This is a genomic window from Faucicola mancuniensis, assembly GCF_046523945.1.
Taxonomy (GTDB): Bacteria; Pseudomonadota; Gammaproteobacteria; order Pseudomonadales; family Moraxellaceae; genus Faucicola; species Faucicola mancuniensis.
In genome coordinates, this window is the sequence record NZ_CP171363.1 from 622,726 (window position 1) to 645,540 (window position 22,815).

Annotated in this window: 30 protein-coding genes and 4 tRNA genes; 13 read left to right on the forward strand and 21 right to left on the reverse strand. The window is 39.8% G+C overall.

What is annotated here, in order from left to right:
* Window positions 1-30 precede the first annotated feature (30 nt).
* The 10 genes from ACGTJS_RS03140 to ACGTJS_RS03185 all read right to left on the reverse strand — a co-directional run bounded on the left by ACGTJS_RS03140 (window position 31) and on the right by ACGTJS_RS03185 (window position 4,518).
* Window positions 31-777 (reverse strand): hypothetical protein, encoded by a 747-nt coding sequence (locus ACGTJS_RS03140; protein ID WP_410472788.1) that lies wholly within the window; start codon window positions 775-777, stop codon window positions 31-33.
* 70 nt (window positions 778-847) lie between these two features.
* Entirely contained in the window at window positions 848-1,108 is a 261-nt protein-coding gene (locus ACGTJS_RS03145) for a hypothetical protein (protein WP_410472789.1), read from the reverse strand.
* 29 nt (window positions 1,109-1,137) lie between these two features.
* Entirely contained in the window at window positions 1,138-1,605 is a 468-nt protein-coding gene (locus ACGTJS_RS03150) for a hypothetical protein (protein ID WP_410472790.1), read from the reverse strand.
* A 15-nt stretch (window positions 1,606-1,620) separates the two neighbouring features.
* Complete coding sequence (locus tag ACGTJS_RS03155) at window positions 1,621-2,529, reverse strand: phage tail tube protein (protein WP_410472791.1); 909 nt, start codon at window positions 2,527-2,529, stop codon at window positions 1,621-1,623.
* Window positions 2,530-2,539: 10 nt separating this feature from the next.
* Entirely contained in the window at window positions 2,540-2,929 is a 390-nt protein-coding gene (locus tag ACGTJS_RS03160) for a phage tail terminator-like protein (RefSeq protein ID WP_410472792.1), read from the reverse strand.
* Entirely contained in the window at window positions 2,926-3,267 is a 342-nt protein-coding gene (locus tag ACGTJS_RS03165) for an HK97 gp10 family phage protein (protein WP_410472793.1), read from the reverse strand. Before ACGTJS_RS03165 ends, ACGTJS_RS03160 begins: the two co-directional genes overlap by 4 nt.
* A 2-nt stretch (window positions 3,268-3,269) precedes the next feature.
* Window positions 3,270-3,623, reverse strand: coding sequence for a glutamate 5-kinase (locus tag ACGTJS_RS03170; protein ID WP_410472794.1), 354 nt, complete (start codon window positions 3,621-3,623; stop codon window positions 3,270-3,272).
* 2 nt (window positions 3,624-3,625) lie between these two features.
* A complete protein-coding gene (locus ACGTJS_RS03175) occupies window positions 3,626-4,000 on the reverse strand; it encodes a hypothetical protein (protein ID WP_410472795.1) in 375 nt (124 codons plus the stop codon).
* A gap of 62 nt (window positions 4,001-4,062) precedes the next feature.
* On the reverse strand, window positions 4,063-4,266 hold the full coding sequence (locus ACGTJS_RS03180) for a hypothetical protein (protein ID WP_410472796.1): 204 nt from the start codon (window positions 4,264-4,266) through the stop codon (window positions 4,063-4,065).
* A 9-nt stretch (window positions 4,267-4,275) separates the two neighbouring features.
* The gene (locus tag ACGTJS_RS03185) at window positions 4,276-4,518 is read right to left on the reverse strand and encodes a hypothetical protein (protein WP_410472797.1); all 243 of its coding nucleotides are present in this window, start codon (window positions 4,516-4,518) and stop codon (window positions 4,276-4,278) included.
* A gap of 177 nt (window positions 4,519-4,695) precedes the next feature.
* Here ACGTJS_RS03185 and ACGTJS_RS03190 point away from each other — a divergent pair, with 177 nt between their 5' ends.
* From ACGTJS_RS03190 to ACGTJS_RS03215, 6 genes are all read left to right on the forward strand, one after another.
* Complete coding sequence (locus tag ACGTJS_RS03190) at window positions 4,696-4,881, forward strand: hypothetical protein (protein WP_410472798.1); 186 nt, start codon at window positions 4,696-4,698, stop codon at window positions 4,879-4,881.
* Between the two features lie 89 nt (window positions 4,882-4,970).
* Entirely contained in the window at window positions 4,971-5,384 is a 414-nt protein-coding gene (locus tag ACGTJS_RS03195; RefSeq protein WP_410472799.1) for a type II toxin-antitoxin system HicB family antitoxin, read from the forward strand.
* A gap of 236 nt (window positions 5,385-5,620) precedes the next feature.
* A complete protein-coding gene (locus ACGTJS_RS03200; protein WP_410472800.1) occupies window positions 5,621-5,815 on the forward strand; it encodes a hypothetical protein in 195 nt (64 codons plus the stop codon).
* A gap of 19 nt (window positions 5,816-5,834) precedes the next feature.
* The gene (metW, locus tag ACGTJS_RS03205) at window positions 5,835-6,449 is read left to right on the forward strand and encodes a methionine biosynthesis protein MetW (RefSeq protein WP_410472801.1); all 615 of its coding nucleotides are present in this window, start codon (window positions 5,835-5,837) and stop codon (window positions 6,447-6,449) included.
* A 290-nt stretch (window positions 6,450-6,739) separates the two neighbouring features.
* Window positions 6,740-7,336: a tetratricopeptide repeat protein gene (locus tag ACGTJS_RS03210; protein WP_410472802.1), complete on the forward strand. Its 597-nt coding sequence runs from the start codon at window positions 6,740-6,742 to the stop codon at window positions 7,334-7,336.
* Between the two features lie 85 nt (window positions 7,337-7,421).
* Window positions 7,422-7,745 (forward strand): hypothetical protein, encoded by a 324-nt coding sequence (locus tag ACGTJS_RS03215; protein ID WP_410472803.1) that lies wholly within the window; start codon window positions 7,422-7,424, stop codon window positions 7,743-7,745.
* Between the two features lie 4 nt (window positions 7,746-7,749).
* On the opposite strand, the gene ACGTJS_RS03220 is transcribed toward ACGTJS_RS03215, so the two are convergent.
* Window positions 7,750-10,833: a DNA translocase FtsK gene (locus ACGTJS_RS03220; protein ID WP_410472804.1), complete on the reverse strand. Its 3,084-nt coding sequence runs from the start codon at window positions 10,831-10,833 to the stop codon at window positions 7,750-7,752.
* A 198-nt stretch (window positions 10,834-11,031) separates the two neighbouring features.
* On the opposite strand from ACGTJS_RS03220, the gene trxB reads away from it, so the two are divergent.
* From trxB to ACGTJS_RS03255, 7 genes are read left to right on the forward strand one after another with little or no spacing between them, the layout of a single operon-like run.
* On the forward strand, window positions 11,032-11,991 hold the full coding sequence (trxB, locus tag ACGTJS_RS03225) for a thioredoxin-disulfide reductase (protein ID WP_410472805.1): 960 nt from the start codon (window positions 11,032-11,034) through the stop codon (window positions 11,989-11,991).
* A gap of 12 nt (window positions 11,992-12,003) precedes the next feature.
* Entirely contained in the window at window positions 12,004-12,210 is a 207-nt protein-coding gene (locus ACGTJS_RS03230) for a DUF5397 family protein (protein ID WP_315044219.1), read from the forward strand.
* Window position 12,211: 1 nt separating this feature from the next.
* Entirely contained in the window at window positions 12,212-12,496 is a 285-nt protein-coding gene (locus ACGTJS_RS03235) for a virulence factor (protein ID WP_315044217.1), read from the forward strand.
* 17 nt (window positions 12,497-12,513) lie between these two features.
* The gene (gene aat, locus ACGTJS_RS03240; RefSeq protein ID WP_410472806.1) at window positions 12,514-13,275 is read left to right on the forward strand and encodes a leucyl/phenylalanyl-tRNA--protein transferase; all 762 of its coding nucleotides are present in this window, start codon (window positions 12,514-12,516) and stop codon (window positions 13,273-13,275) included.
* 18 nt (window positions 13,276-13,293) lie between these two features.
* Window positions 13,294-13,674 carry a DUF6707 family protein gene (locus ACGTJS_RS03245; RefSeq protein WP_410472807.1) on the forward strand — a complete coding sequence of 127 codons (381 nt, stop codon included), beginning with the start codon at window positions 13,294-13,296 and terminating at the stop codon, window positions 13,672-13,674.
* The gene (locus ACGTJS_RS03250; protein ID WP_315044213.1) at window positions 13,667-13,891 is read left to right on the forward strand and encodes a hypothetical protein; all 225 of its coding nucleotides are present in this window, start codon (window positions 13,667-13,669) and stop codon (window positions 13,889-13,891) included. The genes ACGTJS_RS03245 and ACGTJS_RS03250 overlap by 8 nt, the downstream gene beginning before the upstream one ends.
* 15 nt (window positions 13,892-13,906) lie before the next feature.
* Window positions 13,907-14,704: an arginyltransferase gene (locus ACGTJS_RS03255; RefSeq protein WP_410472808.1), complete on the forward strand. Its 798-nt coding sequence runs from the start codon at window positions 13,907-13,909 to the stop codon at window positions 14,702-14,704.
* Window positions 14,705-14,706: 2 nt separating this feature from the next.
* Here the strand turns inward: ACGTJS_RS03255 and rimI are convergent, their stop codons facing one another.
* The 10 genes from rimI to ACGTJS_RS03305 all read right to left on the reverse strand — a co-directional run bounded on the left by rimI (window position 14,707) and on the right by ACGTJS_RS03305 (window position 22,783).
* A complete protein-coding gene (gene rimI / locus ACGTJS_RS03260; protein ID WP_315044208.1) occupies window positions 14,707-15,156 on the reverse strand; it encodes a ribosomal protein S18-alanine N-acetyltransferase in 450 nt (149 codons plus the stop codon).
* Between the two features lie 88 nt (window positions 15,157-15,244).
* Window positions 15,245-16,435 carry an elongation factor Tu gene (gene tuf / locus ACGTJS_RS03265; RefSeq protein ID WP_410472809.1) on the reverse strand — a complete coding sequence of 397 codons (1,191 nt, stop codon included), beginning with the start codon at window positions 16,433-16,435 and terminating at the stop codon, window positions 15,245-15,247.
* 271 nt (window positions 16,436-16,706) lie between these two features.
* Window positions 16,707-16,781 (reverse strand) — tRNA-Thr (locus ACGTJS_RS03270).
* A gap of 21 nt (window positions 16,782-16,802) precedes the next feature.
* Window positions 16,803-16,876 (reverse strand) — tRNA-Gly (locus ACGTJS_RS03275).
* Between the two features lie 70 nt (window positions 16,877-16,946).
* A tRNA-Tyr gene (locus ACGTJS_RS03280) sits at window positions 16,947-17,030 on the reverse strand.
* Between the two features lie 45 nt (window positions 17,031-17,075).
* Window positions 17,076-17,151, reverse strand: a tRNA-Thr gene (locus ACGTJS_RS03285).
* A gap of 503 nt (window positions 17,152-17,654) precedes the next feature.
* Entirely contained in the window at window positions 17,655-18,044 is a 390-nt protein-coding gene (locus ACGTJS_RS03290) for a rhodanese-like domain-containing protein (protein WP_410472810.1), read from the reverse strand.
* A 24-nt stretch (window positions 18,045-18,068) separates the two neighbouring features.
* On the reverse strand, window positions 18,069-19,403 hold the full coding sequence (locus ACGTJS_RS03295; RefSeq protein ID WP_410473217.1) for an FAD-dependent oxidoreductase: 1,335 nt from the start codon (window positions 19,401-19,403) through the stop codon (window positions 18,069-18,071).
* Between the two features lie 344 nt (window positions 19,404-19,747).
* Entirely contained in the window at window positions 19,748-20,935 is a 1,188-nt protein-coding gene (locus ACGTJS_RS03300) for a globin domain-containing protein (protein WP_410472811.1), read from the reverse strand.
* A gap of 258 nt (window positions 20,936-21,193) precedes the next feature.
* Window positions 21,194-22,783, reverse strand: a complete 1,590-nt coding sequence (locus tag ACGTJS_RS03305) for a cbb3-type cytochrome c oxidase subunit I (RefSeq protein WP_410472812.1) — start codon at window positions 22,781-22,783, stop codon at window positions 21,194-21,196.
* Window positions 22,784-22,815: the final 32 nt, after the last annotated feature.

Genomic DNA, 22,815 nt, shown 5'->3' on the forward strand with positions numbered 1-22,815 from the left:
AAAAACCCACCTTGTAAAGTGGGTTTTTGCTTAATTTAAGGGTTTAACCTTTTCCAAAACGCCATTATCACTGAAGATGCAAGATGTTTTTCCAAGAATTGTTGCACCAAAACCATTTTGAGCATAATAATGCATAATTACCGCTGGCTTTCCTTCAACATTTCCGTATTCAGAAGCACCAACATCTACTTCCATTGACTTTGGGTTTTTAAGTGTTGGCTTAACAGCTTCTTCGCACCACATTAATAACATCGCTTTGCTTGTTTTTTGCTCACGTTCCTTATCAGCTTCTTCTCTTGCTTTCTCGGCAATCCGTTCAGCTCTTTCTTTTGCTATCTTATTTGCTAACTCTGGGTTTTCTGCCAGTGTTTGCTCCCATATCTTATTTTCTGCGGACTGCCCAATAACAAATCCTATGACAAACAATATAACGCTTAACCCATTTAAAATACCACGCTTTATAGGCTTTTTTGATTGGATAAAATCTTTTACAAACCATAATGACAAGATTGCAGAGATAATTAAGATAAACGCAGATAAAATACTAGATGAAACAAACTTAGCCACAAATAAAAGAATGATAATACACCAAATTGCACTTAACATTTTTTTATTTTCTAATTTTTGTTTTTCTAATTTCTCTTGCTTTATCTGATTTTCTAGTTTTTGTTTTTTAACACTTTCCTGTTCCTGTATAAGAGAGCCACATTTTGGACAAGCATCAGCATTAATACTAACTTTCTTTCCGCAATCTTCACACTTTACAAGTTTTTTCACAACACACATTCCTTAGTTAAAAAACTTTACTATATATCAACAAAAACCAATATATTGTAAAATTATGTAACTAATTATCTTTATCTTGAGATTTTGCCCACTCATCAAGCCAAACATCATCAATGGCAAATACGCCATTATCAATAACTTCACGGCTTGCCAAAACAGGATAAATATCAAGTACATCAGACACATTTTGCACCGTAAGCGGTAGCGGTGTAACTGCCATGCCACCAATATAGCCACGCCCACGACTTGCCAAATAAAAGGTTTGAATAATACCAAATCCGATATCATCACATTCTGGCGGATTTGGTACAGGTTCACCCAAATAGGCATAAACTTGTTTTTCAAAGTCTGTTAAATGGGCGTACTGGTTTTGCCATTGCCACCTTTGGACAGCTTTTTTTTGGTGATGTCGTTTTGTTCGCTAATTTCTTTGGCAATCTCGCCTGCACACGCCATACACCATGAAAAAAATGCCATTGGGTCATCAACACTTGCCGATAAGAGTGTAAAATTTTCACCATTGATAGGCAATTTTTCGCCATTTTCATTTTCCACATTCCAATCCGCCACCAAATGCGAGCCAACCGCAAACAATAACGCTTCATCAACCGTCAATTCGTCATCATCAATATCGCCAATGGTTTGGGCATTCAACGGCGTATCGGTTGCACTTTTTTGATTGATAATGCCGTATGCTCGTTGGAATTTGGGATTGGCAAGCGATTTGAACGAAATTTTTAAATCATCATTGTAAGCAAATTCTTTGGTAGTTTCTTTGTGAAGTTCGGTTAAGTCGGTTTTCTTTAGAATAAATGCCATAATTTTTTACCTTTGTTAAACAATAGTTCTGATTAAAGTCGGTGCAATTTCAACCACCGTATAATTGAGTTGTGCTTTTAAAATATCATTTGCACCACCGCTTGGAATATCGCCACTAATTTGGGCTTTGGGGATATTTAGGGTATATTTTGAGCCGTCCGTAAACGCAATTACCGCATTAATGGCAATGGTTGCCCCTGTTAATTGTTTATTGACAATGCTTTGGGTTTTTTGGCTGTATGCAAGGGTTAAATTGCCTGTCATATTCGCCATCATTTCTAAATTTTTTGCTCCATAAAGCCCAGCTCCAATACAGTTTTGGCGTTCCATACCGTTATCAAGCTCAAAGTTAAAATCAGTAACGCACGCAATACCCTTTAAATTTTCGCTGTCAATGGTGATACTTTCAACGCTAATGGTGCTTGCCTTTGGCTCGGTTTTGGAAACTGTTGGCGATGTTGCAAAAGCGGTGGTCGCTGTTTCATAACCTGACCCCATAAAGCCAAATGTCATGTTAATATAGCCACTTTCAGGAATGGATAGGCTAAATTTATTCACCGCCATTCCAGAAAAATAATGATATTGCTCAATATCGCCATATTTCTTTTCAATGGCAAATAGTTTTTGCGTATTGCCACCAAAGGTTAAAACATTATCATCCCACGCATTAAACGCCGCCGCTTCTAGCAAATCATCATAAGTGGATTTGATAAATTCCACTTCTACATCACCTTCGGCGTTAGCAGAAGTAGGCATTCCTGCGGTTTTGATACGACTATCATTAATGGTTTCGCTATCGGTCAATTCCACCGTATGATTTAAACTGTCCGACTTTCTCGGTAATGTTTTCCAACCTGTTGTTGGTTTGACGCCAATATCAGCTTGTGGTGCAAAGGATAGCACCACTTTATTACCACGCGACATAATTATTCTCCTAGTTATATCTATATGAAATAGACACATTCATTTGATAAAAACCATTATCCACGCCCACATTGATAATACTGGGCGTCAATAATTCCAAATTGTCCTGCGAAAAATAAGCAAAATGCTTTGCCAATTCATCACAAGTTTGTTTTAATTTTGCTGTGCCTGTGTTTTCACGGTCAAACACTTGCAAAATCAGCGTGCCAATTTCACGAGTACAAGGCTTTTCGTTGATACACGCCACCACATTGACACCGCCCACGATATTGACGCGATACCAAATGCCTGTCGGCGGCGGTGTAAAATTGTGATTAACCCTTGCAACTTTTGTTTTGTCAAAATTTGGCAAGGTCAATAAATGCGACATGATAATTTTTTCAATCGTTAAACTGTTCATGAGAAACTCCCAATCGCACTATTAAAGGCATTTTGATAGACGCCTGTTGGAGCTTGTCCAGAATGCCCTTGTTCAAGTCTTAAAGCATAAGGCAAATTATTTTGGAGATATACCGTTGGGAATGTGCCTTGTGGTGGTAATTGTAAACCCACGCCCACATCAACAGCATAACTTGGTGCATTAAAACTAACATGATGATTGCCCTTATACCACCCTGTATCAACAGGCGATAACGCCACCAAATTGTTATAAATTGTGATGATAAATTTGCGGTATTTTTCGTCAAAATCCTGCTCCACCACATCAGCAAACACGCTTGGCGGTATCGTCCAATTCATGATTACACCTTTCTTAATTGAATGGTAAATGACACATTGGCAGGGTCTTTTTTGACTGATACCACTTGATAATCGTTAATCACATCATCAACGGCTGGCGTATCGGTGGTTTCTGATTGCAAACAAATTAGTTTTATATCACTTATCAAAATACTTTGTCCGTCAATTTCGGTTTGATTAAAATTGCCAAATACCCCACGCCCTTGATAAGTGGTTTCGGTGTAACTGTTACCGTTTTCTAGCCAATCATCATCAGTTTTTATTTGGCGAATAGCGGTAAAAGGTGTAACAGCGTCCGCCAAATCAGTGTCAAAAGCTGATTTAATGTCGCTGTCAATTTCCAATCGCAAGCCCATTTTTAGCCCCTTGTCACCGCCACACCGACAAAACCGCCAAATTTCACAATATACGGCTCCATGAGTGCCAACGCTATCATCTCGTGTTGCCCCATGGCACGGTCTTTGTCAAGCGTGGAAAAAGTTTTACTACTAGACACATCACCTGCCTTAACCGATTTACTAACCGCCACCGTTTCGGCTCGCCCTTGCAACAATTCGCCCTTGATAAAACCTTGTGCCAGCTCCACGCCTGCCTGTTTAATGGCTTGCGGTATTTTGCCTACCCAATGTAATTTTTTAGCGGACAAATAGCCATTGACAATTAACAAAATTCTTTGTTTTTCGCTGTCGTTTTCGCCTGTAAACACGCTGTCAATGTCGGATAATTCAAGCATAACCATTCCTCCATATAAAAAAGCACCCAAAAATTGAGTGCTTTTTTAAGTACTGCTAAGCGTTAAGCACCGTTACCAGTTTCAGATTTTTTACCTGTCAAAGGCTCGGTTTTCTCAGGGTCTTTAATGCCATAGTCGCTACCACTTTTGGCACTATCGGTTACTTGCAAATTGCCCAATGTGCTTACGCTTTCACTAAAATAATCTTTTTCTGATGGAAAAGTAAAATTAAAATCAGGTTTTACTTTGTCTTTTGGAAGTCCCATAATTCACTCCTACAAATTCGTGATTAAAAAACGGAATGGCAATTCTTCCACCGTACCGTCCATTCGCCAATTATCGGCTTTTTGCAAATCCGTCCAACTGGCAGACAAGGCTTCATTTTTTGTACCGCCTGTTAGTGTGCTGTCTTCAGCGATAAACGAAAATCCTTGTGGGTGAATTAAGGCGTTACGGCGTGTCCATAAAACACGATGACCTGCACCGTTGCCAGTGTTTGCGGTGCGTTCAAGCTCCAAATCATCATCAGCCGTTACAATGTCGGTGGCAAACGCCCCGAACCTTTCGTTATATCAACAAAAAAAGCCCCAATTTTGGTGGTTTTTTGTATTTTATAAACTTTTTTGTTTATTTTTTCTTGACAGTATAAACATTTTTGTTTATAATAACCTTGTTTTTAACAACAAGAGGATTTTATGAAATACACAGATTTAATCAAAGAATTAGAGGCACAAGGTGCAACTTTTAAAGAAGGTTCAAAACACACCAAAGTCTATCTAAATGGCAAACAAACCACCATACTAAGACACAGAGAAGTAAAGGAGACACAGAGAAGTAAAGGAAATGACGGCAAAAGCCATAAAAAAACAATTAGAAGTTAAGTAAAAAGTTGGGGCGAACAAAAAGCCCCAACCATAAACCTTTTATGTTAAAAACAATTTTTATAAAACATTTTAAATAGGAAAAATCCATGAACTATCCAGCCACTTTTACCAAAGATACTGACGGTTTTGTCGTAACTTTCCGTGATATACCAGAAGCCTTAACGCAAGGCGATACTTATGAAGAAGCCCTAGAAATGGCACAAGATGCGTTAGCCACAGCAATGGACTTTTATTTTGAAGACAACCGACCTGTACCCATGCCAAGCAAAGCCAAAAAAGGTGAAGTTATGGTAGAGTTGCCATTAAGCATTTGGTCAAAAGTGTTGTTGTTAAATGAGATGTTAAATCAGCACGTTAGCCAAGCCGATTTGGCAAAACGTATGGGGATTAAGCCACAGCAGGTTACTCGTATTGTGAATTTAGAACACGCTACCAAGATAGATACGTTGGTACAGGCGTTTCGTGCATTGGGCAAAAGACCAATGTTTGCATTAGCGTAACCAGTTTTTCACCACTAACCAAAAATCCGCAAACCACCATTTGAGTATTTTTTGTTGTTTAAAATTTGGTAAAAACCTAATACCCAAAAGCAAAAAGCCCCAATTTTAGGGCTTCGGCTTGTCCGTCATAGCCCATTTGTTGGGTTTTGTTGGACACAGTATCACTCTGTTGGGCGTGTATTAGTGCCAAACGCACTTTGCAAGAACGCTACAAACAATTTATCAAAACCGTCCAAATGTCGAATATTGATGTGATGATAGAAATTACTTTGGGTACAGATTTGACCTTTGATAAAGCGACCGCCATTATCAATCATGGCGTGTATTTATTTGTCGCTGATAAAATTTATCAACAAAATGCGTATTTACAAAATATGCCACAGGTTTATTCTTGTAAAGATTTGACATTGCAAACCTTGGCTACATTATAAAATAAAAACAGGTAAAAAAATGCGAATAGACCACCAACTTGCCGAACAATGGATAAAACCCAACAGCAAAGTCCTAGACTTAGGCTGTGGTGATGGCTCACTACTGCACCACTTGACCCACAACCGCAACATTTTTGGCTACGGCATTGAGCTTGACCAAGACAAAATTAACGACTGCATCGCCAAAGGCGTAAACGTCATTGAACAAGACTTGAATGACGGCTTGGCACGTTTTGCCGATAATAGTTTTGACGTGGTCGTCATGGCTCGTGCCTTGCAAGCGGTAAAAAACCCCGAAACCTTGCTGCTTGATATGCTACGAGTGGGGCGAGAAGTCATCGTTACTTTCCCAAATTTCGCCCATTGGCAAAACCGCATACATCTAGGCATTAAAGGCATGATGCCAATGTCGAAAGCCTTGCCGTATGCGTGGTACAACACGCCGAACATTCATCTTTGCACCTTTAAAGATTTTGAAAAACTGTGTAAAGACAATGACATCAAGATTTTAGAACGATTTGCAGTACAAGAAAGCGAAAAACCGTTTAATGCAATTTTTGCGCATCTCGTACGAAAAAATCCGAATTTACTCGCTGATGTGGCGATTTACCGTGTAACAAAGCGTGCGGCGTAAAATTGTAACAAAAATGTAAAAAAACGACACCAACTGTCGCCAAAAAATGTGTTTATGCAGAAATATTGTAACAAGTCATAAAATTGTCATGAATTTATTTGAAACGCATAACAAACAATGATAAGCTACATCGATATTATAGTTTTTTGTAAAGATTTTGTTAATTTTTGCAATTTAGCCAACTTTTTTAAGGTTTAAAAAAGGTTTAACAAATTCATCTTATGGTTTTGATTATGCAAAACTTTCATCTAAAGTTTTGGTAAACAAAGCCCAACATCATGGAGTTTATGATGAAAAAATCAATCACCACCCTATTAAAAGCCACCGCATTGACTGCCGTTTTAGGTTTTTCAGGCGTTGCTAGTGCAGAATTGGTCGCTAACGTACCGCTAGACAGCTCTCGTTACGAAATCATGCCAGCCAACCAACTTATCTCGCAAGCCAAATCAGGCAATCAACAAGCCCAATTCTTTTTAGCAAAACGTTACCAAAAAGGTATCGGTATCACACAAAACTACCAACAAGCCGTGCAATGGTACACCACCGCAGCCAAGCAAGACATCGCACCTGCACAACTTAACCTAGCCATGATGTATATCCGTGGTGAAGGCGTAAAACCAAACGCACAACAAGCCCGCTACTGGCTAGAAAAAGCCGCTCGTTTGGGTGATAACCGTGCCAGCTACACGCTTGCCATGCTTGATGAAAAAGACAAAAAACTGGTTGATGCGTATAAATGGTACGACTTGGCGGCTCGTGATGGTATGTTGTCAGACCAAGTACGTAGCAAAGCCCAAAGCAAAATCGGTCAGTTGGCGTTAAACTTGTCTTCTCAAGATATCGCAACCGCTCGTAGCCGTGCTGACAGCTGGTTTCAAAGCAAATAATCAATAACAAATACAAAAAAAGGTGATGATTTTATCACCTTTTTTATTGCCTAAAATTCTTTCTATTTTTAATAAGGTATTCACTATGAATAAATTTTTATTATTAAGCGTATTGTCTTTAGGCTTAACCGCTTGCCAAAGTACGCCCATCACAACAAAAGCCACCACTCCAACAACTGAGCAACAAGCCACCGCACAAAACAATATTTTGATTGTGTATTATGAACAAGGTAAAAAGGCAACCACCCTATCAGCGATTGCCCAATTACATGGTAAAATGGTCTATGATTATCAAAATTTTAATAGCGTGGCGGTTTCATTTGCCGATGTACAAAAAGCCAAACAAGTTTTGGCAAAAACCGATGGTATTTTGTCGGTAATGGATAACGAAGTCCATCAGTTACATTAAGCCATCACATTAACAATTCTCGTTTACCGTTTTTCATCGGACCGACCAAGCCAGCTTCTTCCATCGCATCCACGATTCTGGCGGCTCGGTTATAACCAATACTAAACTTTCGTTGAATACTAGAAGCCGATACTTTTCGGCTTTCCATGACAAAGGCGACCACGTCATCATACAATGGGTCATCATCGCCACTTGTACTACCGCCAGTATCACCGCCTGATGGCGAGCTTAATTCAAAATTGTCAAACATATTGTCAATATAATCAGGTGCACCACGCTCACGCCATGCATCACAGATACGATTGACTTCGGCATCACTGATAAATGCCCCATGCACACGGTTTGGCTCAATTTGCCCTGGTCCTAAAAACAGCATATCACCATGACCAAGCATATCTTCCGCCCCGCCTGCGTCTAGGATAGTACGAGAGTCCACTTTTGAATTGACACGTAACGCCGCACGCACAGGAATATTGGCTTTAATCAAACCTGTAATCACATCAACGGACGGACGCTGGGTCGCCAAAATCAAGTGAATGCCTGCGGCACGAGATTTTTGGGCAAGGCGAGTAATCAGCTCTTCGGCTTGTTTACCCACTTGCATAATCATGTCGGCAAATTCGTCTGCAACAATAACGATTTGGGGCAAGGGTTTCAGTTTTGGTGGCTTGTCTTGGCTAACCGAGTCGTGAATCCGCCACAGTGGGTCAAGCAGTGGATGTCCTTGTCGTTCGGATTCGATGATTTTTTTGTTAAATTCGTCCAATTTTCGCACTTTAAACAGCGACATCAACTGATAACGGCGTTCCATTTCAGCAACGCACCATGACAGACTACTGGTCGCTTCGGTCATATCGGTAACGACAGGAGTCAAAAGGTGCGGAATTTCGTTATAATTGGCAAGTTCAAGCTGTTTTGGGTCAATCAAAATCAACCGTAACTCGGTCGGCGTGTATTTTAACAACAATGACAACAGCAACGAGTTTACCAACACCGATTTACCAGAGCCTGTCGTCCCTGCAACGAGCATATGTGGGGCTTTACCAAGATCGGTTACCACAGGGCGACCTGCGATATCCTTACCCATCGCCATGCTCAAATGTGCGGTTGGGTCTTGATAAATGTCGGTTTTTAACAGTTCAATCAAACGCACCATTTGGCGTTGTGGATTAGGCACTTCAATGCCGATGTAGGGTTTTCCCGGAATGACTTCCACCACACGCACCGATGCCATAGACAGCGACCGTGCCAAATCTTTGGCAATGCCTGTAACCTTGCTCGCCTTGACACCGGGAGCAAGCTCCACTTCAAAGCGTGTTACCACAGGACCCATTTGGGCATTTACCACGTTGGCTTTGATGTTAAAATCTTGTAATTTAATTTCCAATAATTCGGATAATTGTTGTAATTGCTCTTTGGTGTAGCTGGGTTTTCGGTCTGGGTCTGGCAAATCCAACAAATCCAGCGGTGGCAAAGGTGGCAAATCCGCTCGGTATTTTGCCGTTTGCATGGCACGAGATTTGTTGGCAAATAATGCATCATTATGAATATCAAGCGGATTTTGATTTTGGTTAAATGTTTGATTTGATTCATCAAATTCTGCAGAATCCACAGAACGCTCATGTACCGATATTGGCGTAACCACAACGTTTTCATCATCCACTAACGCATTTTCATTCAAACTAAAATGAAAACTGTCATCTTCTGCTACATTTGTCAGTTCAGATGTGTGAATGAAGTTTTGCTTATCAACAGTATTTTTACTGTCAACAGTATTTTGGTTTTCAGTAATGTTAATACATCGCATACCCAATAATTCGGCAACCGATGGGTAAGTTTGCGTTTCATCGTTTTCTGTGTCTTTTTGTGCTTGGTGGTTTTGGGTTGGATTTTGATAGATGGGTTCTACTTTGATGGATTTATCATTATCAAATGTCATGTTAGGCTTGTCCAAATCTTTGGTCGCAAAGAGAAGCTCATCAAAGACATCTGGCTGTGCCACTGGTGTTGGGTTGGCTGTCAGCGTTTCGTTGGCGACAGCGATATGTTCATGCGGTGGCTGATAATCATTGTCAAATATCAAATCGTCCGTGTGAAATTCATCTGTCGGTATGTCGTCCATTGTCGCCACGTGATTGACAGGATTAACATGATGATTGATATTGTTATCAACATTGTCTACTTTGGCTTGATAAACAGCTGTACTGTCCGCTGTTGATGGTGGATCTTGCGTGTTTTCTTTAAACGTTTCGCCTTTTAATTTGGCATTGAGTTTTTTGGTTAATTTACTATTTGCCAAATATGCTGAACTGATAGGTTTAAACGGATTTGCCCCTTCGTTGCTATCCATCCATTCAAATTCTTTGGTTTGGCTAAAGCCTGTTTCGTCCAAAAAGTCGTCCAACGGATTTTGTGGCACATTGGCAGATTTGGTCGTTGTTTTTGACACCACAGGCTGAATAATACTGGCATCTGCTTCGTCCTGCTCGCTTTGGCTCAAAGGCAATATCAATTGCTCTGGCGTTTTGGGTTTTGGACTAGGCGTTGTCTCGGCATTGTCAGTCTGTAACCATTTGCCAAAGCCCCATTTTGCCAAACATTTTTGCCAATCCAAATCAAAGGTAAAGGTAAAAGTAAACGTAACCAACAAAAATACGCATAAAAAAACAAACGCTCCCACACTGGTTAACAAATTACGCAAACCTTGAGCAACCACTTGCCCAAAAACGCCTTGTGCCAACCAATCAACTGCCATCAGACCAAACAATGCCCCAGTTGATAATATCAAAAACACATAGCCCAATGTGCGTAACGCTCCATGTGGCTCGGTATGGCGAAACCACGCTCGCAAGCCTTCATAGCACGCTATCGCCACCAGCCACCAACTCGCCCCACCCAAAAAAGTGTACAAAATATCAGCAACCCACGCCCCTATCTGACCTGCCAAATTGCTCACATCGCTCGCCACATTACTGGCGTGCGACCAGCTTGGGTCATTGGCAGAGTAGCTTAACAGCGACATAAACAAAAAAATGGCAACAAACAGCCAAACAAATGTCAAAATAGAAGAACGAATATAATAATACAACGCAATCACCTTGAGTTAATCTTGGATTACAAAATTTTTTGAAGGTGTATCATAGCAAAACTTGGCTTGGCTGTGGAGGATTTTTACGATTTTTACCAAAAATTTTATCAAATTAAAAAAAACCTTGTTAATTTGTGTCAAAACCCTTATCTTAATGCTTAATCATCAACTTTTTTATTTTATGTTAAGGAATTTTTTATGACAAATTCAAATCACCACAAACTTATCATTTTAGGTTCTGGACCTGCAGGGTTTTCAGCGGCGGTTTATGCTGCTCGTGCTAACTTAAATCCTGTAGTTATCGCAGGTTTACAAGTTGGCGGACAATTGACTACCACCACCGAAGTGGATAACTGGATTGGTGGAACAGAAGGCTTGACAGTCCCAAATCTGATGACACAAATGCAAGAACACGCCGAGCGTTTTGGCACAAAAATCATCTATGACCACATTAACGAAGTGGATTTTAGCAAACGTCCGTTTACTCTTATCGGTAACGAAACTTACACTTGTGATGCGTTAATCGTGGCAACAGGGGCATCAGCTCAATATCTTGGCTTAGATAGCGAACAAAAATTTATGGGGCAAGGCGTGTCAGCGTGTGCAACTTGTGATGGCTTTTTTTATCATAACAAGCCTGTTGTCGTCATCGGTGGCGGTAACACAGCGGTGGAAGAAGCCTTGTATTTATCCAATATTGCAAGCCATGTTACACTGATTCACAGACGTGATAAATTAAAATCCGAAAAAATCTTGCAAAATCAACTATTTGAAAAAGAGAAAAACGGCAAAATCAGCATTGAATGGAATCATAAAGTCAAAGAAGTGCTAGGCGATGACACAGGCGTAACAGGCGTGTTGATTGAAAATGTCAATGACGGCACGACCAAACAGATTGATGCGTTGGGCTTTTTTGTGGCGATTGGGCATAAACCGAATACCGAGATTTTTGACGGCAAACTTGCGATGAATAACGGCTATATCGTAGTAAAAAGTGGCTTGGACGGCAATGCGACCGCCACGAGTGTGGAAGGCGTGTTTGCCTGTGGCGATGTAGCTGACCATATTTACCGCCAAGCGATTACATCAGCGGGAACGGGCTGTATGTCGGCTCTTGATGCCGAAAAATATCTCGATGCGTTGGCTTTAAATGTTTAAAAGGTGCTAATTATGGAAACACTTACTCAACACCAAAACACAACAATTCCTATGGGTGCGATTAAAACCTTTGGCAAATATGGCAACCCCTATATCGTATTGGACAAATCAGAGCAAGATGCGGACGGCAAAACATGGGTAGAAATCAAACTATTAGAAACTGATAGAAAAGACTATTACCCATTAGATGCCATTTTACTAGACCCAGAGGCTGAATAATATGTACGCAATAGGATTTGATTTATCCGTAAAAGACACCGCACAAAACCACCCAAAAGGCGTAACTCAGGCGTATGCTGACATTGAAGCGACACTAAAAAAGTTTGGTTTTAATCGTATTCAAGGTAGCCTATATGTAACAGAAAATGAAGATATGGCATTGCTAACAAAAGCTATGGTTTCTCTAAAAAAACTGACGTGGTTTGGTTTATCTGTAAGAGATATTAGGGCATTTAAAGTTGAACAATGGTCTGATTTTAATTCCTTTTTTAAAGAAGATTTTTAATTTAAAATGCTATTATCGTGAAAAATCAAAACCTTAGCTACCCTTGCCAATACGACTTCCCCAACCCATTATACTGCGAAAATGACGATGGGCTAATCGCTGTCGGTGGCGACTTAGAGCCACCAACACTCCGCTACGCCTACGCACACGGATTTTTTCCTTGGTTTAACGATGGCGACCCGATTATGTGGTGGTCGCCCAACCCACGCTGTATCATCTATCCGCACACCTTTACGCCAAGCAAAACATTAAGCCGAAAACTCAAAAACAGCGACTGGCATTTAACAATCAATCACGATTTTTTAGCAGTGATACAAGGCTGTAGCGATGCTCGCAAATACGCACAAAGCACATGGATAACCAATGATATGATAACTGCATATCACAATTTACACCAATTGGGCGATGCGGTGAGCATAGAAATTTGGGAAAATGAAAATTTAGTTGGCGGTCTATACGGTATCAAATTAGGGCAAGCATTTTTTGGCGAAAGTATGTTTCATCGTGCGACCGATGCATCAAAAGTGGCATTTTTTTGCTTAATGAAGTTGTGTGAATTGTCAAAATTTGCGTGGGTGGATTGTCAGTTACCAAATGACCATTTGTTAAGTCTTGGAGCAGGTGTGATAAGTCGTGAACAGTTTTTGAGTGAGTTACCCAAACAAATCGCTCAACAAAGTTGTGATTGGTCGGCTTTATATGGGCAAAAAATTAGTGTAAAAGATTTGTTTTTAAAAAATCCAATTATCAATAAAAACAATGCTTTATTGATATTTTAAAAATTAAAGGTTATTGCGATGAAACAACTTAACGCAAAAAATAGCCAATTAGCGGAATATTTTGAACAAATCCCATTAAAAAATAAAAAAACGAAAAAAGGATTTTTAGAATCCGTTGTGATTTTGGCGTATATTCTTTACATCACCAAAAATGAAAATTTTTTGATTATTGTAAAAGAATTATCAGAAGCTGATTTCTTCCATGATTATGATTATTGGACATGGCTAGAATCCGCTATCTACTTGTTGGCTTATCACACTAAAGGGAAAAATAACCATGAACAATTTTTACAGCTAAAAACAAAATTAGACGATACATTATATACAGCCCCAAATGAGTTGGTTTTAAACGTTAAAAAAAAATGCTCACCAACGTTTTTTAGCTGGAGAAATGTTTGATAAATCTACGATTATTAAGGCAATGAATGACAATAATACGGTTGGCGAAATTAATCGGCGTTTGGTTTTTATGATGAACTTAATAAAATTAAATGTCTATAACGAAGAATCAAGCGTTGATAAAAGCATAATAAATCGTGAAATAGATGAAAATTCAACAATTATTCGTGATTACTTTGATAAAAATGGTTTTAAAAAAGTTTTTCCATTTTCTTAAAAAAATCTAAAAATCATGAAAAATCAAACGAATTTTACTTTAAACAGCCAAATCACCCCACTTCATCAGTGCAATTATTTGCCTGACCGAGCGTCACGCCTAGAATTTATCGAACTTACCGAGCCAAATAGTCTATCCACACCCATTTTTTCGCAATTCTCACGACTAGGGTTTCGCCGTAGCGGACAGCATTTATACCGCCCTGTTTGCCACCATTGTCAGCGTTGTATCGCCACTCGGATTCCTGTTGATAGCTTTACACCTAACCGCACCCAACGTAAAGTTTTTAACAAAATCAATGAAATCGACATTATTATCAATGACTGCCAAAATACCAATGAGACGCATTTTAATCTATACGCTCGCTACATCTGCGAACGCGATGGCGATATGTATCCACCGACTTTGCACAGTTTTCAAAATTTTTTGCAATTTTCCTTTACCGACACATTTTTGATGGAATTTTGGCGAGATGGCGAACTTATCATGGTTGCCGTTTGCGACCGCTTGGATGATGGTGTTTCCGCCGTTTATACTTTTTATGACCCAGCACTCACTCGCCTAAGCCTTGGCACAGTCGCCATTTTATCGCAAATTGACTATGTTAAACAACTTGGGCTGGACTATGTGTACTTGGGATTTTGGATTCCTGATAGCAAAAAAATGCACTACAAAACCAACTTTCGCCCCATTGAATTACTTATAAACCAAACATGGTATCATTTTGATAAACCAATTGCCAATGAAATGGTTGAACCCATCATCAAAAACGCCATCAAACAATACTATTTCACCCATTGGCAAAACCAATAACGCTATAAATCTTTTTGTAAAATCAATGCGTTAGTCGTTGTACCGTCTTGATTGGCATAATAACCTTTTCGTATATGGATTTGATTAAACCAAAATTTTTGATAAAAGTTAATTGCCAAAACATTATCTTCTCGCACTTCTAGCAACAACTTTTCCACCCTATGTTGGTTTAAAAAATCCGTAACTTTACTCAATAATTGCCAAGCAAAACCTTGTCTTTGATGATTTTTATCAACTGCAATCCGCAAAATTTCTGCGGTATCAAACATCATTTGACAAATACAGTAACCAACAATAGTTTTATCCTGTTGAACAACAAACACATAATTACAATCTTGAGAAAATAAATCTTGCAATGCCTGAAAATCCCAACTATCAGTAAATAATTGACTTTCAATTTGAGCGATTTGCTCAATCTCACTATCTGAACAATTTAATATTTTTGTAATCATAAAACCTTTATGTTTTAAATATTTAATCAGAGAAAAATAAAAAAGAGCCACTTAAAGTGACCCTTTTTTTTAAAGACCAAATAATGAATTATTCAGTTACTTTAGACACAACGCCCGCACCAACAGTACGACCACCTTCACGGATTGCAAAGCGTAAACCTTGGTCCATTGCGATTGGGTGGATTAGTTCTACTGACATTTCTACGTTATCGCCTGGCATTACCATTTCTGTACCTTCTGGTAGGGTGATTGCACCTGTTACGTCAGTGGTACGGAAGTAGAATTGTGGACGGTAACCGTTTAGGAATGGGGTATGACGACCACCTTCTTCTTTGCTTAGTACGTATACTTCTGCGTCAAATTTGGTGTGTGGTTTGATTGAGCCTGGTTTTGCCAATACTTGTCCACGTTGTACTTCTTCACGTTTTGTACCACGTAGTAGTACGCCACAGTTTTCGCCTGCACGACCTTCGTCTAGCATTTTGCGGAACATTTCTACACCAGTACAGGTGGTTTTGACGGTTGGTTTGATACCAACGATTTCAATTTCTTCACCTACTTTGATGATGCCTGATTCTACACGTCCTGTTACGACTGTACCACGTCCTGAGATTGAGAATACGTCTTCAATTGGCATTAGGAATGGTTTGTCAATTGCACGTTCTGGTTCTGGGATGTAGCTATCTAGGGTGTCTAGTAGTTCTAGGACTGCTTTTTCACCGTATGGACCTTCACCGCCGTTTAGTGCTTCTAGGGCTGAGCCTTTGATGATTGGGGTGTCGTCGCCAGGGAAGTCGTAGCTTGATAGTAGTTCACGTACTTCCATTTCTACGAGTTCTAGTAGTTCTTCGTCGTCTACCATGTCGCATTTGTTTAGGAATACCATGATGTATGGTACGCCTACTTGGCGTGATAGTAGGATGTGTTCACGTGTTTGTGGCATTGGGCCGTCTGTTGCTGATACGACTAGGATTGCACCGTCCATTTGTGCTGCACCGGTAATCATGTTTTTAACATAGTCAGCGTGACCTGGGCAGTCTACGTGTGCGTAGTGGCGTGCCGGTGTGTCGTATTCGATGTGCGAGGTGTTGATGGTGATACCACGCGCTTTTTCTTCTGGTGCTGAGTCAATTGCAGCGTAGTCTTTGGCTTCACCGCCGTTGTGTTTTGCTGCTACGGTTGCAATTGCAGCGGTTAGGGTTGTTTTACCGTGGTCAACGTGTCCAATTGTACCGACGTTGACGTGTGGTTTGGTACGTTCAAACTTGTCCTTTGCCATAATTTAGTCCTCTGGTAATTGATAACTGTTAGCAATGCAATACACCTAAGGAAACCCTTAGTACAGCATTACCCAGCGTTGGGTTTAGAATAGACAATGTTTTTGCAAACACTATCCACTGTTTCAGAGTGCTAAATTTACCACAAAATACAATTAAATGCTAGTATTTGTTACGGTTTGATAAAAGAATTTTGTTAAAAATGGTATCTTTTACTAAATTTTAACAAAAAAAAACAACACTGTAATATGAGTGTTGTTAGTTTTGTAAAAATGGAGCTCTTATCGAGAATTGAACTCGAGACCTCTCCCTTACCAAGGGAGTGCTCTACCGCTGAGCTATAAGAGCAAATTATTCTATCCAATAATTTGGAGCGGGTGGCGGGAATCGAACCCGCACCATCAGCTTGGAAGGCTGAGGTTCTACCACTAAACTACACCCGCAAAAAAACAAGTAATTATTTTAACAATAAATTAAGGTTTGTTTTAAGGGAAATTTAGAATAGAAATAAAATGGTGGTGGGGGAAGGATTCGAACCTTCGAAGCTCACGCAACGGATTTACAGTCCGTCCCCTTTGACCGCTCGGGAACCCCACCTGATTTTGGCTTTCAAATATACGCTTAACATGATATGTTAAAGAATGGTGCCGGCTGCCGGAATCGAACTGGCGACCTACTGATTACAAGTCAGTTGCTCTACCAACTGAGCTAAGCCGGCGTATCGCTTGAAAGTGTGTGCATTTTAGCAGATTTATTTTTTATTGCAAGTACTTTTTTTGTTTTTTTGCAAAAAATTTTAGATGGTTTTTATTTTTTAATTTAAAATCAATTATTTATATCTAAAAATCATTTTTTGTTTATCATGTGAGAATGGCTATTTTATCAGATAAAACGCATTGAAAAATTAACAAACGTTGATTATAATCTAAGCAATATTTTTTAAAAGGCAATCTCTATAAAAAACCTTACTTCCTTTTGCCTTTTTAAGCAAAATCCAACGTATCACCACTCGGTAAATTAAAAGGTGGGTGTTTCGCCACATCAACAAGCACAATAAAGATTTTTTGCCAACTTAATATTTGACATTATTTTACTTGTTGTTAAAATTGGTTTATAATAAATTTGCCTATGCGGGTTTCCTACTGGAAAGGTTATGACCGATAATAAGGCATATTATCCTGTTCGAATCAGGCAAAGCATAGGCAACTCTCATCAATAAATTTACTTCAACCCTTTTTTCACTAAATCATCATAACCACCATGATTGGTAACATTGGTATAACCCATATTTGTCAAAATCGTTTTGGCAAGCTCCGCACGACGACCGCTACGGCAATACAGATTAATCGGTGCGTTTTTATCTTTAACTAAACCACTGATTTTATTGCCAATTTCTTCATGTGTAACATTCACCGCACCGTCCAAATGCCCAGCATTGTATTCATCAGCCGAACGCACATCAATCCAAATACCGTCCGCTTTTTTGACAGTTTGCGTTGGTGTTGGTTGGCTAACTTTTGTGCTTTCTGTTGCAGGGGTTGCGACCGATTTTTCATTACAAGCGGTTAAACCCAATACAATTGGTAAAATTGCTAAATATTTGATTTTCATAGTTTTTATTCCTTTTTCATGTTGTTAGATCTTCCCAAACAAGTCGTTTAAACTTTCTGACATGGTTGGGTGGGTGAAAATGTAGTTTGCCACGTTTTGATATTTGACACCTTGACGAATGGCAAAATCTACAAAATTAATCATTTCATGCGATTCGGCACATAGCAGTTGCACGCCTAGAATTTTATCGGTATCACTATCCACGACCGCTTTTAACAATCCGTCCGTTTGTTCCAAAATTTTGGCTTTGGGAATACTGCTCGCTGGTAACGTTGCAGTTTTGACGTTAAAGCCTTGTTTTTTGGCGTTTTCTTCGGTTAAGCCGACAACGGACAACGGTGGATTGACGAACACCGAATAAGGAAACGTGCGGTTTTTGGTGGTGTAACTGCCGTCCGCAAGCAGATGACTTTTGACCACACGAAAATCGTCAAGCGACATATAGGTAAACTGCGGTGAGCCTGCGACATCGCCCATCGCATAGATGTGCGGTACGGCGGTTTGTAGGTGTTCATTCACCGCAATAAAGCCACGCTCGGTCAGCGTTACGCCTGTGTTGTCAAGGTTCAGGTCGGTATTTGGCAGACGCCCTGTCGCTATCAGCACCGCATCAGCAAGTAGTTCATCGTCATCAGTATGGACGATTGTTTGGTTGTTGTCGCTACTGTCGCTAAATTTTTGTATTTTTTGGTTAAGTTTTACGGTAATGCCTTGTTTTTGCATGATTTTTAACAAGATATCAGCGATTTCTCGGTCTTCTTTTGGTACGAATGTATCACCTGTTTCTAGGACGGTAACTTGACTGCCAAACTCGGCAAAACTACTGGCGAACTCTAGCCCAATGTAGCCACCGCCCACGATGACAAGGTGTTTTGGCAATTCGGCTAACTGCATAATGCCTGTGCTATCATAGATGTTTTTAGCGGTTTTGATACCGTCAATGTCAGGAATACGGCTGACCGCCCCTGTGTTGATGTAGATTTTTTCGGCTTGGATTGCTAAAGTTTCGCTATCCGTTGCCACTTGCACGGTGTTATTATCAACAAAAGTTGCCTTTCCTGTGATAACTTCAGCAACGCTATCCACCATGTTAAAATTGGCTTGGTTAAGTGCGTCAATCAGTTCATTTTTTTTGGCAATGGCTTGATGAAATTCACTGCCTTTTTCTGCCAAAAATTTGAGTTTTTTGCTTGGAATACAGCCGATATTTATACACGTTCCGCCGTACATTTTGGTGGATTGCTCTACCAAAATCACTTCTTCACCTTGTGTGGCAAGCGTTTTGGCGAGGGTTTTCCCTGCTTTACCAAAGCCGATGATAAGATGTTGTGTTTTTTTGATTTGTTCGCTCATATTTATACCTTTTTTGTTAAAGTTTTTGTTAAATTGATAATTTTTAGACAGATGATACTATTAAACTCTTACAATTTTTTTAAAATTTTTCAAAAAACAAAAAACCGCCTTTGGCTAAAAGACGGTTTTAGTAAAGTTTTTACAATTAAGAACCTGTATTCACAACATTACGCAGTAAAATTTTACAGGTTTTTAACAAACATTTATTTGCTTTTGCATGAAAAATGGCTAAATCTTGCGGCTCGATGTCAAAAACTTGCCTGATAGAATGACTATCAGTCTGCGTTTTTTCCTTGAAAAGCTGGCGATTTATCTCATTTTTCATTGCAAAAACGTTATGAATACAGGTTCTAAACTTTATCTGCATACAGACTCATTTTTGGACCAAATGGCTCAAAATGCAGATATTTGTCTTCGTGCGACAATGCCGACAATTGATTAATCATGGTTTCCATAAAATTGATTGAACCACAAACATACACATCAATCGGTTTTGGCAAGGTTTTTAAATAGTTTTCATCAAGGCGTTGCCCTGCGTCCGAATAAAAATTGATTTGGCTAAAATTTTCCGCTTGACTGGCAAGTTGTGCCACTTTTTCGCCAAACGCTTGACATTCGGCATTTTGACACGCATACACCCACACAATCGGACGTTTTGGATTGGTGTCAATTTGGGCTTCTAACATGGATAACACAGGGGTAATGCCCACGCCTGCACTGATTAATACCAGCGGAATGTCGTTTTGATTTAGCAAACTTTCGTCCAATAAAAAATCGCCTGCTGGTGCGGATAACAAAATTTCATCACCCACATTGACATGGTCGTGCAGATGGTTTGACACCAAGCCACGATGACTGTTTTGGGTATCACGTTTGACCGCAAACTCAATGCCGTCATCGGTGTGCGTAGAGCATAGCGAATAATGACGCAATGCCAGATTATCGCTATTTTGTGGGTGGGTTTTAACAGTGATGTACTGCCCCGCTTTTAAGGTTACGTGGTTTAAATTGACCGTATCATTCACAGGTTTAACCACAAAATGACAGATGTCTTGTCCTGTTTGATTTTTTTGCACTACGGTAAACGGCACAAAATCTTGCCAAAGTGCGTCATCGTACATTTGTTTTTCAATGCTGATAAACACATCGGCAATCTCACCATAAGTGGCTGCCCATGCGTCAATGACTTCGTCCGTTGCCGATTCGCCCAGCACTTGTTTGATAGCTTTTAACAAATGTTTGCCAACGATGGGATAATGCTCAGGCTTGATTTGTAATGCTCGGTGTTTGTGGCTGATTTGGGTAACGTGTGGCAAAATCGCTGATAAGTTGTCAATGTGTTTTGCAGCAGCAAGCACGGCGGTGGCAAGGGCGGTTTGTTGGCGACCTTGGGTTTGATTGGTTTTGTTAAAAATGTCTAGTAGTTCTGGGTGTTCGGCAAACATATTTTGGTAAAATACGCTGGTGATTTGTGTGCCATGTTGTTCTAGGACTGGGACGGTTTGTTTGACAATGTCTTTTTGGGTTTGGTTTAACATATATTTTATTTACCTTTTTTCAAAAGAAACAAGTATAACAAATATATGTTTCAAAAATTTTGCTTAAAGGCGAATTTTTTGTAAAAAAAGCACCACAAGATGGCTGGGGTATTATCTTGTGGTGAAAAGGTTGTGGTGTAACCACCTGCATTGCACTACGCTTTGATTAGGCAAGCCAATCTACTTACCTACTTTTTTTTATTATTATCTTTTTAAAATTCCCCTTCATGGCGAAAGGGAATTTTGATTTAACAGTTATTACTGATTTACAGGGGCATTTGGTTTAAAATTTGGGTCGCTAGGTTTAGCAAATACCAATTTTACCACTTGCCAAGATACGCACGATGCACCGATGATAAATACTACATCACCAAATGTTCTTATCCAACGCAATGTTTCTAAGAAACCTTGTTGCATAAAGCCTTCACTGCGTGCATACCATAAGCCTTCTGTGATTGAGGCGTGTGCTTGGAAAATACCGATTGGTAACAAGCTGGTCGCAATCATTAATACCAAACCTAAGTTTAATGCCCAAAAGCCTGTTTTCATCAATTTGTCATTGAATACATAGTCAGGACGAATGTAACGCACAATGAACAGTACAAAACCTAATGCCAAGAATCCATACACCCCGAATAATGCTGCGTGAGCGTGGACGGCAGTGGTGTTCAAACCTTGAATGTAGTACAACGCCAATGGTGGATTTAGCATAAAGCCAAACACGCCTGCACCAATCATGTTCCAAAATGCCACAGCAACAAAGAACAAAATAGACCATTTTAGTTTGTCCATCCAAGGGGCTTGATGTTGTTTTTCCCAATGTTCATACGCTTCATAACCCAAGACCACCAAAGGCACAACTTCAAGTGCTGAGAATGACGCACCAATTGCCATGATTGGCGTGGTTGTCCCTGTAAAATACAAGTGGTGGAAAGTCCCCGGTACACCGCCTAGCAAGAACAAGGCAGCAGAAGCAATCGCAGCAGCCGTTGCCGTTTTATAGCGAACTAAACCTAAGTTATAAAAGATAAATGAGAAAGCAGCGGTTGCAAATACTTCAAAGAAACCTTCAACCCATAGATGCACCACCCACCAACGCCAATATTCCATGATTGCCAAATTGGTACGCTCGCCATAGAATAAGCCAGAACCATAGAACAAACCGACACACACCACAGACGCAACAAAGATAAATAACAAGTTTTTGTCGCCTTTTTGCTTAAAGCCATACGCCCAACCACGAGCCATCAAGCCTAACCAAATCAACACGCCAACCCATTTTAAAATTTGCCAAAAACGTCCCAAATCAATAAATTCATAACCTTGATGACCAAACCAGAAGTTTAGGTTCGCAGGCATGATGTGTTTTAACGCAAAGAATTGTGAAATAAATGAGCCAACACAAACAATAATCAATGCCACCCACAAAATATCCACACCCAATTTTTGGAATTTAGGGTCTTTACCACCATTAATAATCGGTGTTAAAAATAAACCTGCTGCCAAAAATGCAGTCGCAATCCAGAACAATGCCGCTTGGATATGCCAAGTACGCACCAACGCATAAGGCAACCAATCAGAAATCTGAATACCATAGAACGACTGACCTTCAACCGTATAGTGAGCCACAAAACCGCCCAACAATACTTGAGCCATAAACAACGCCACGACCAAAAAGCCATATTTTGCCAACGCTTTTTGTGAAGGTGTCAAAACAATTTTGGTTAAAGGGTCATGCTCAGGCACAGTCAATTTGACTTCATCATCTTTTTTAGAGAAAGCCCAACCCCAAATTAACAAACCAATACCTGCAATCAAAAATACCACACTGGCAAATGACCAAATCACATTTTCTGCCGTTGGTTTATTGTCAATGATTG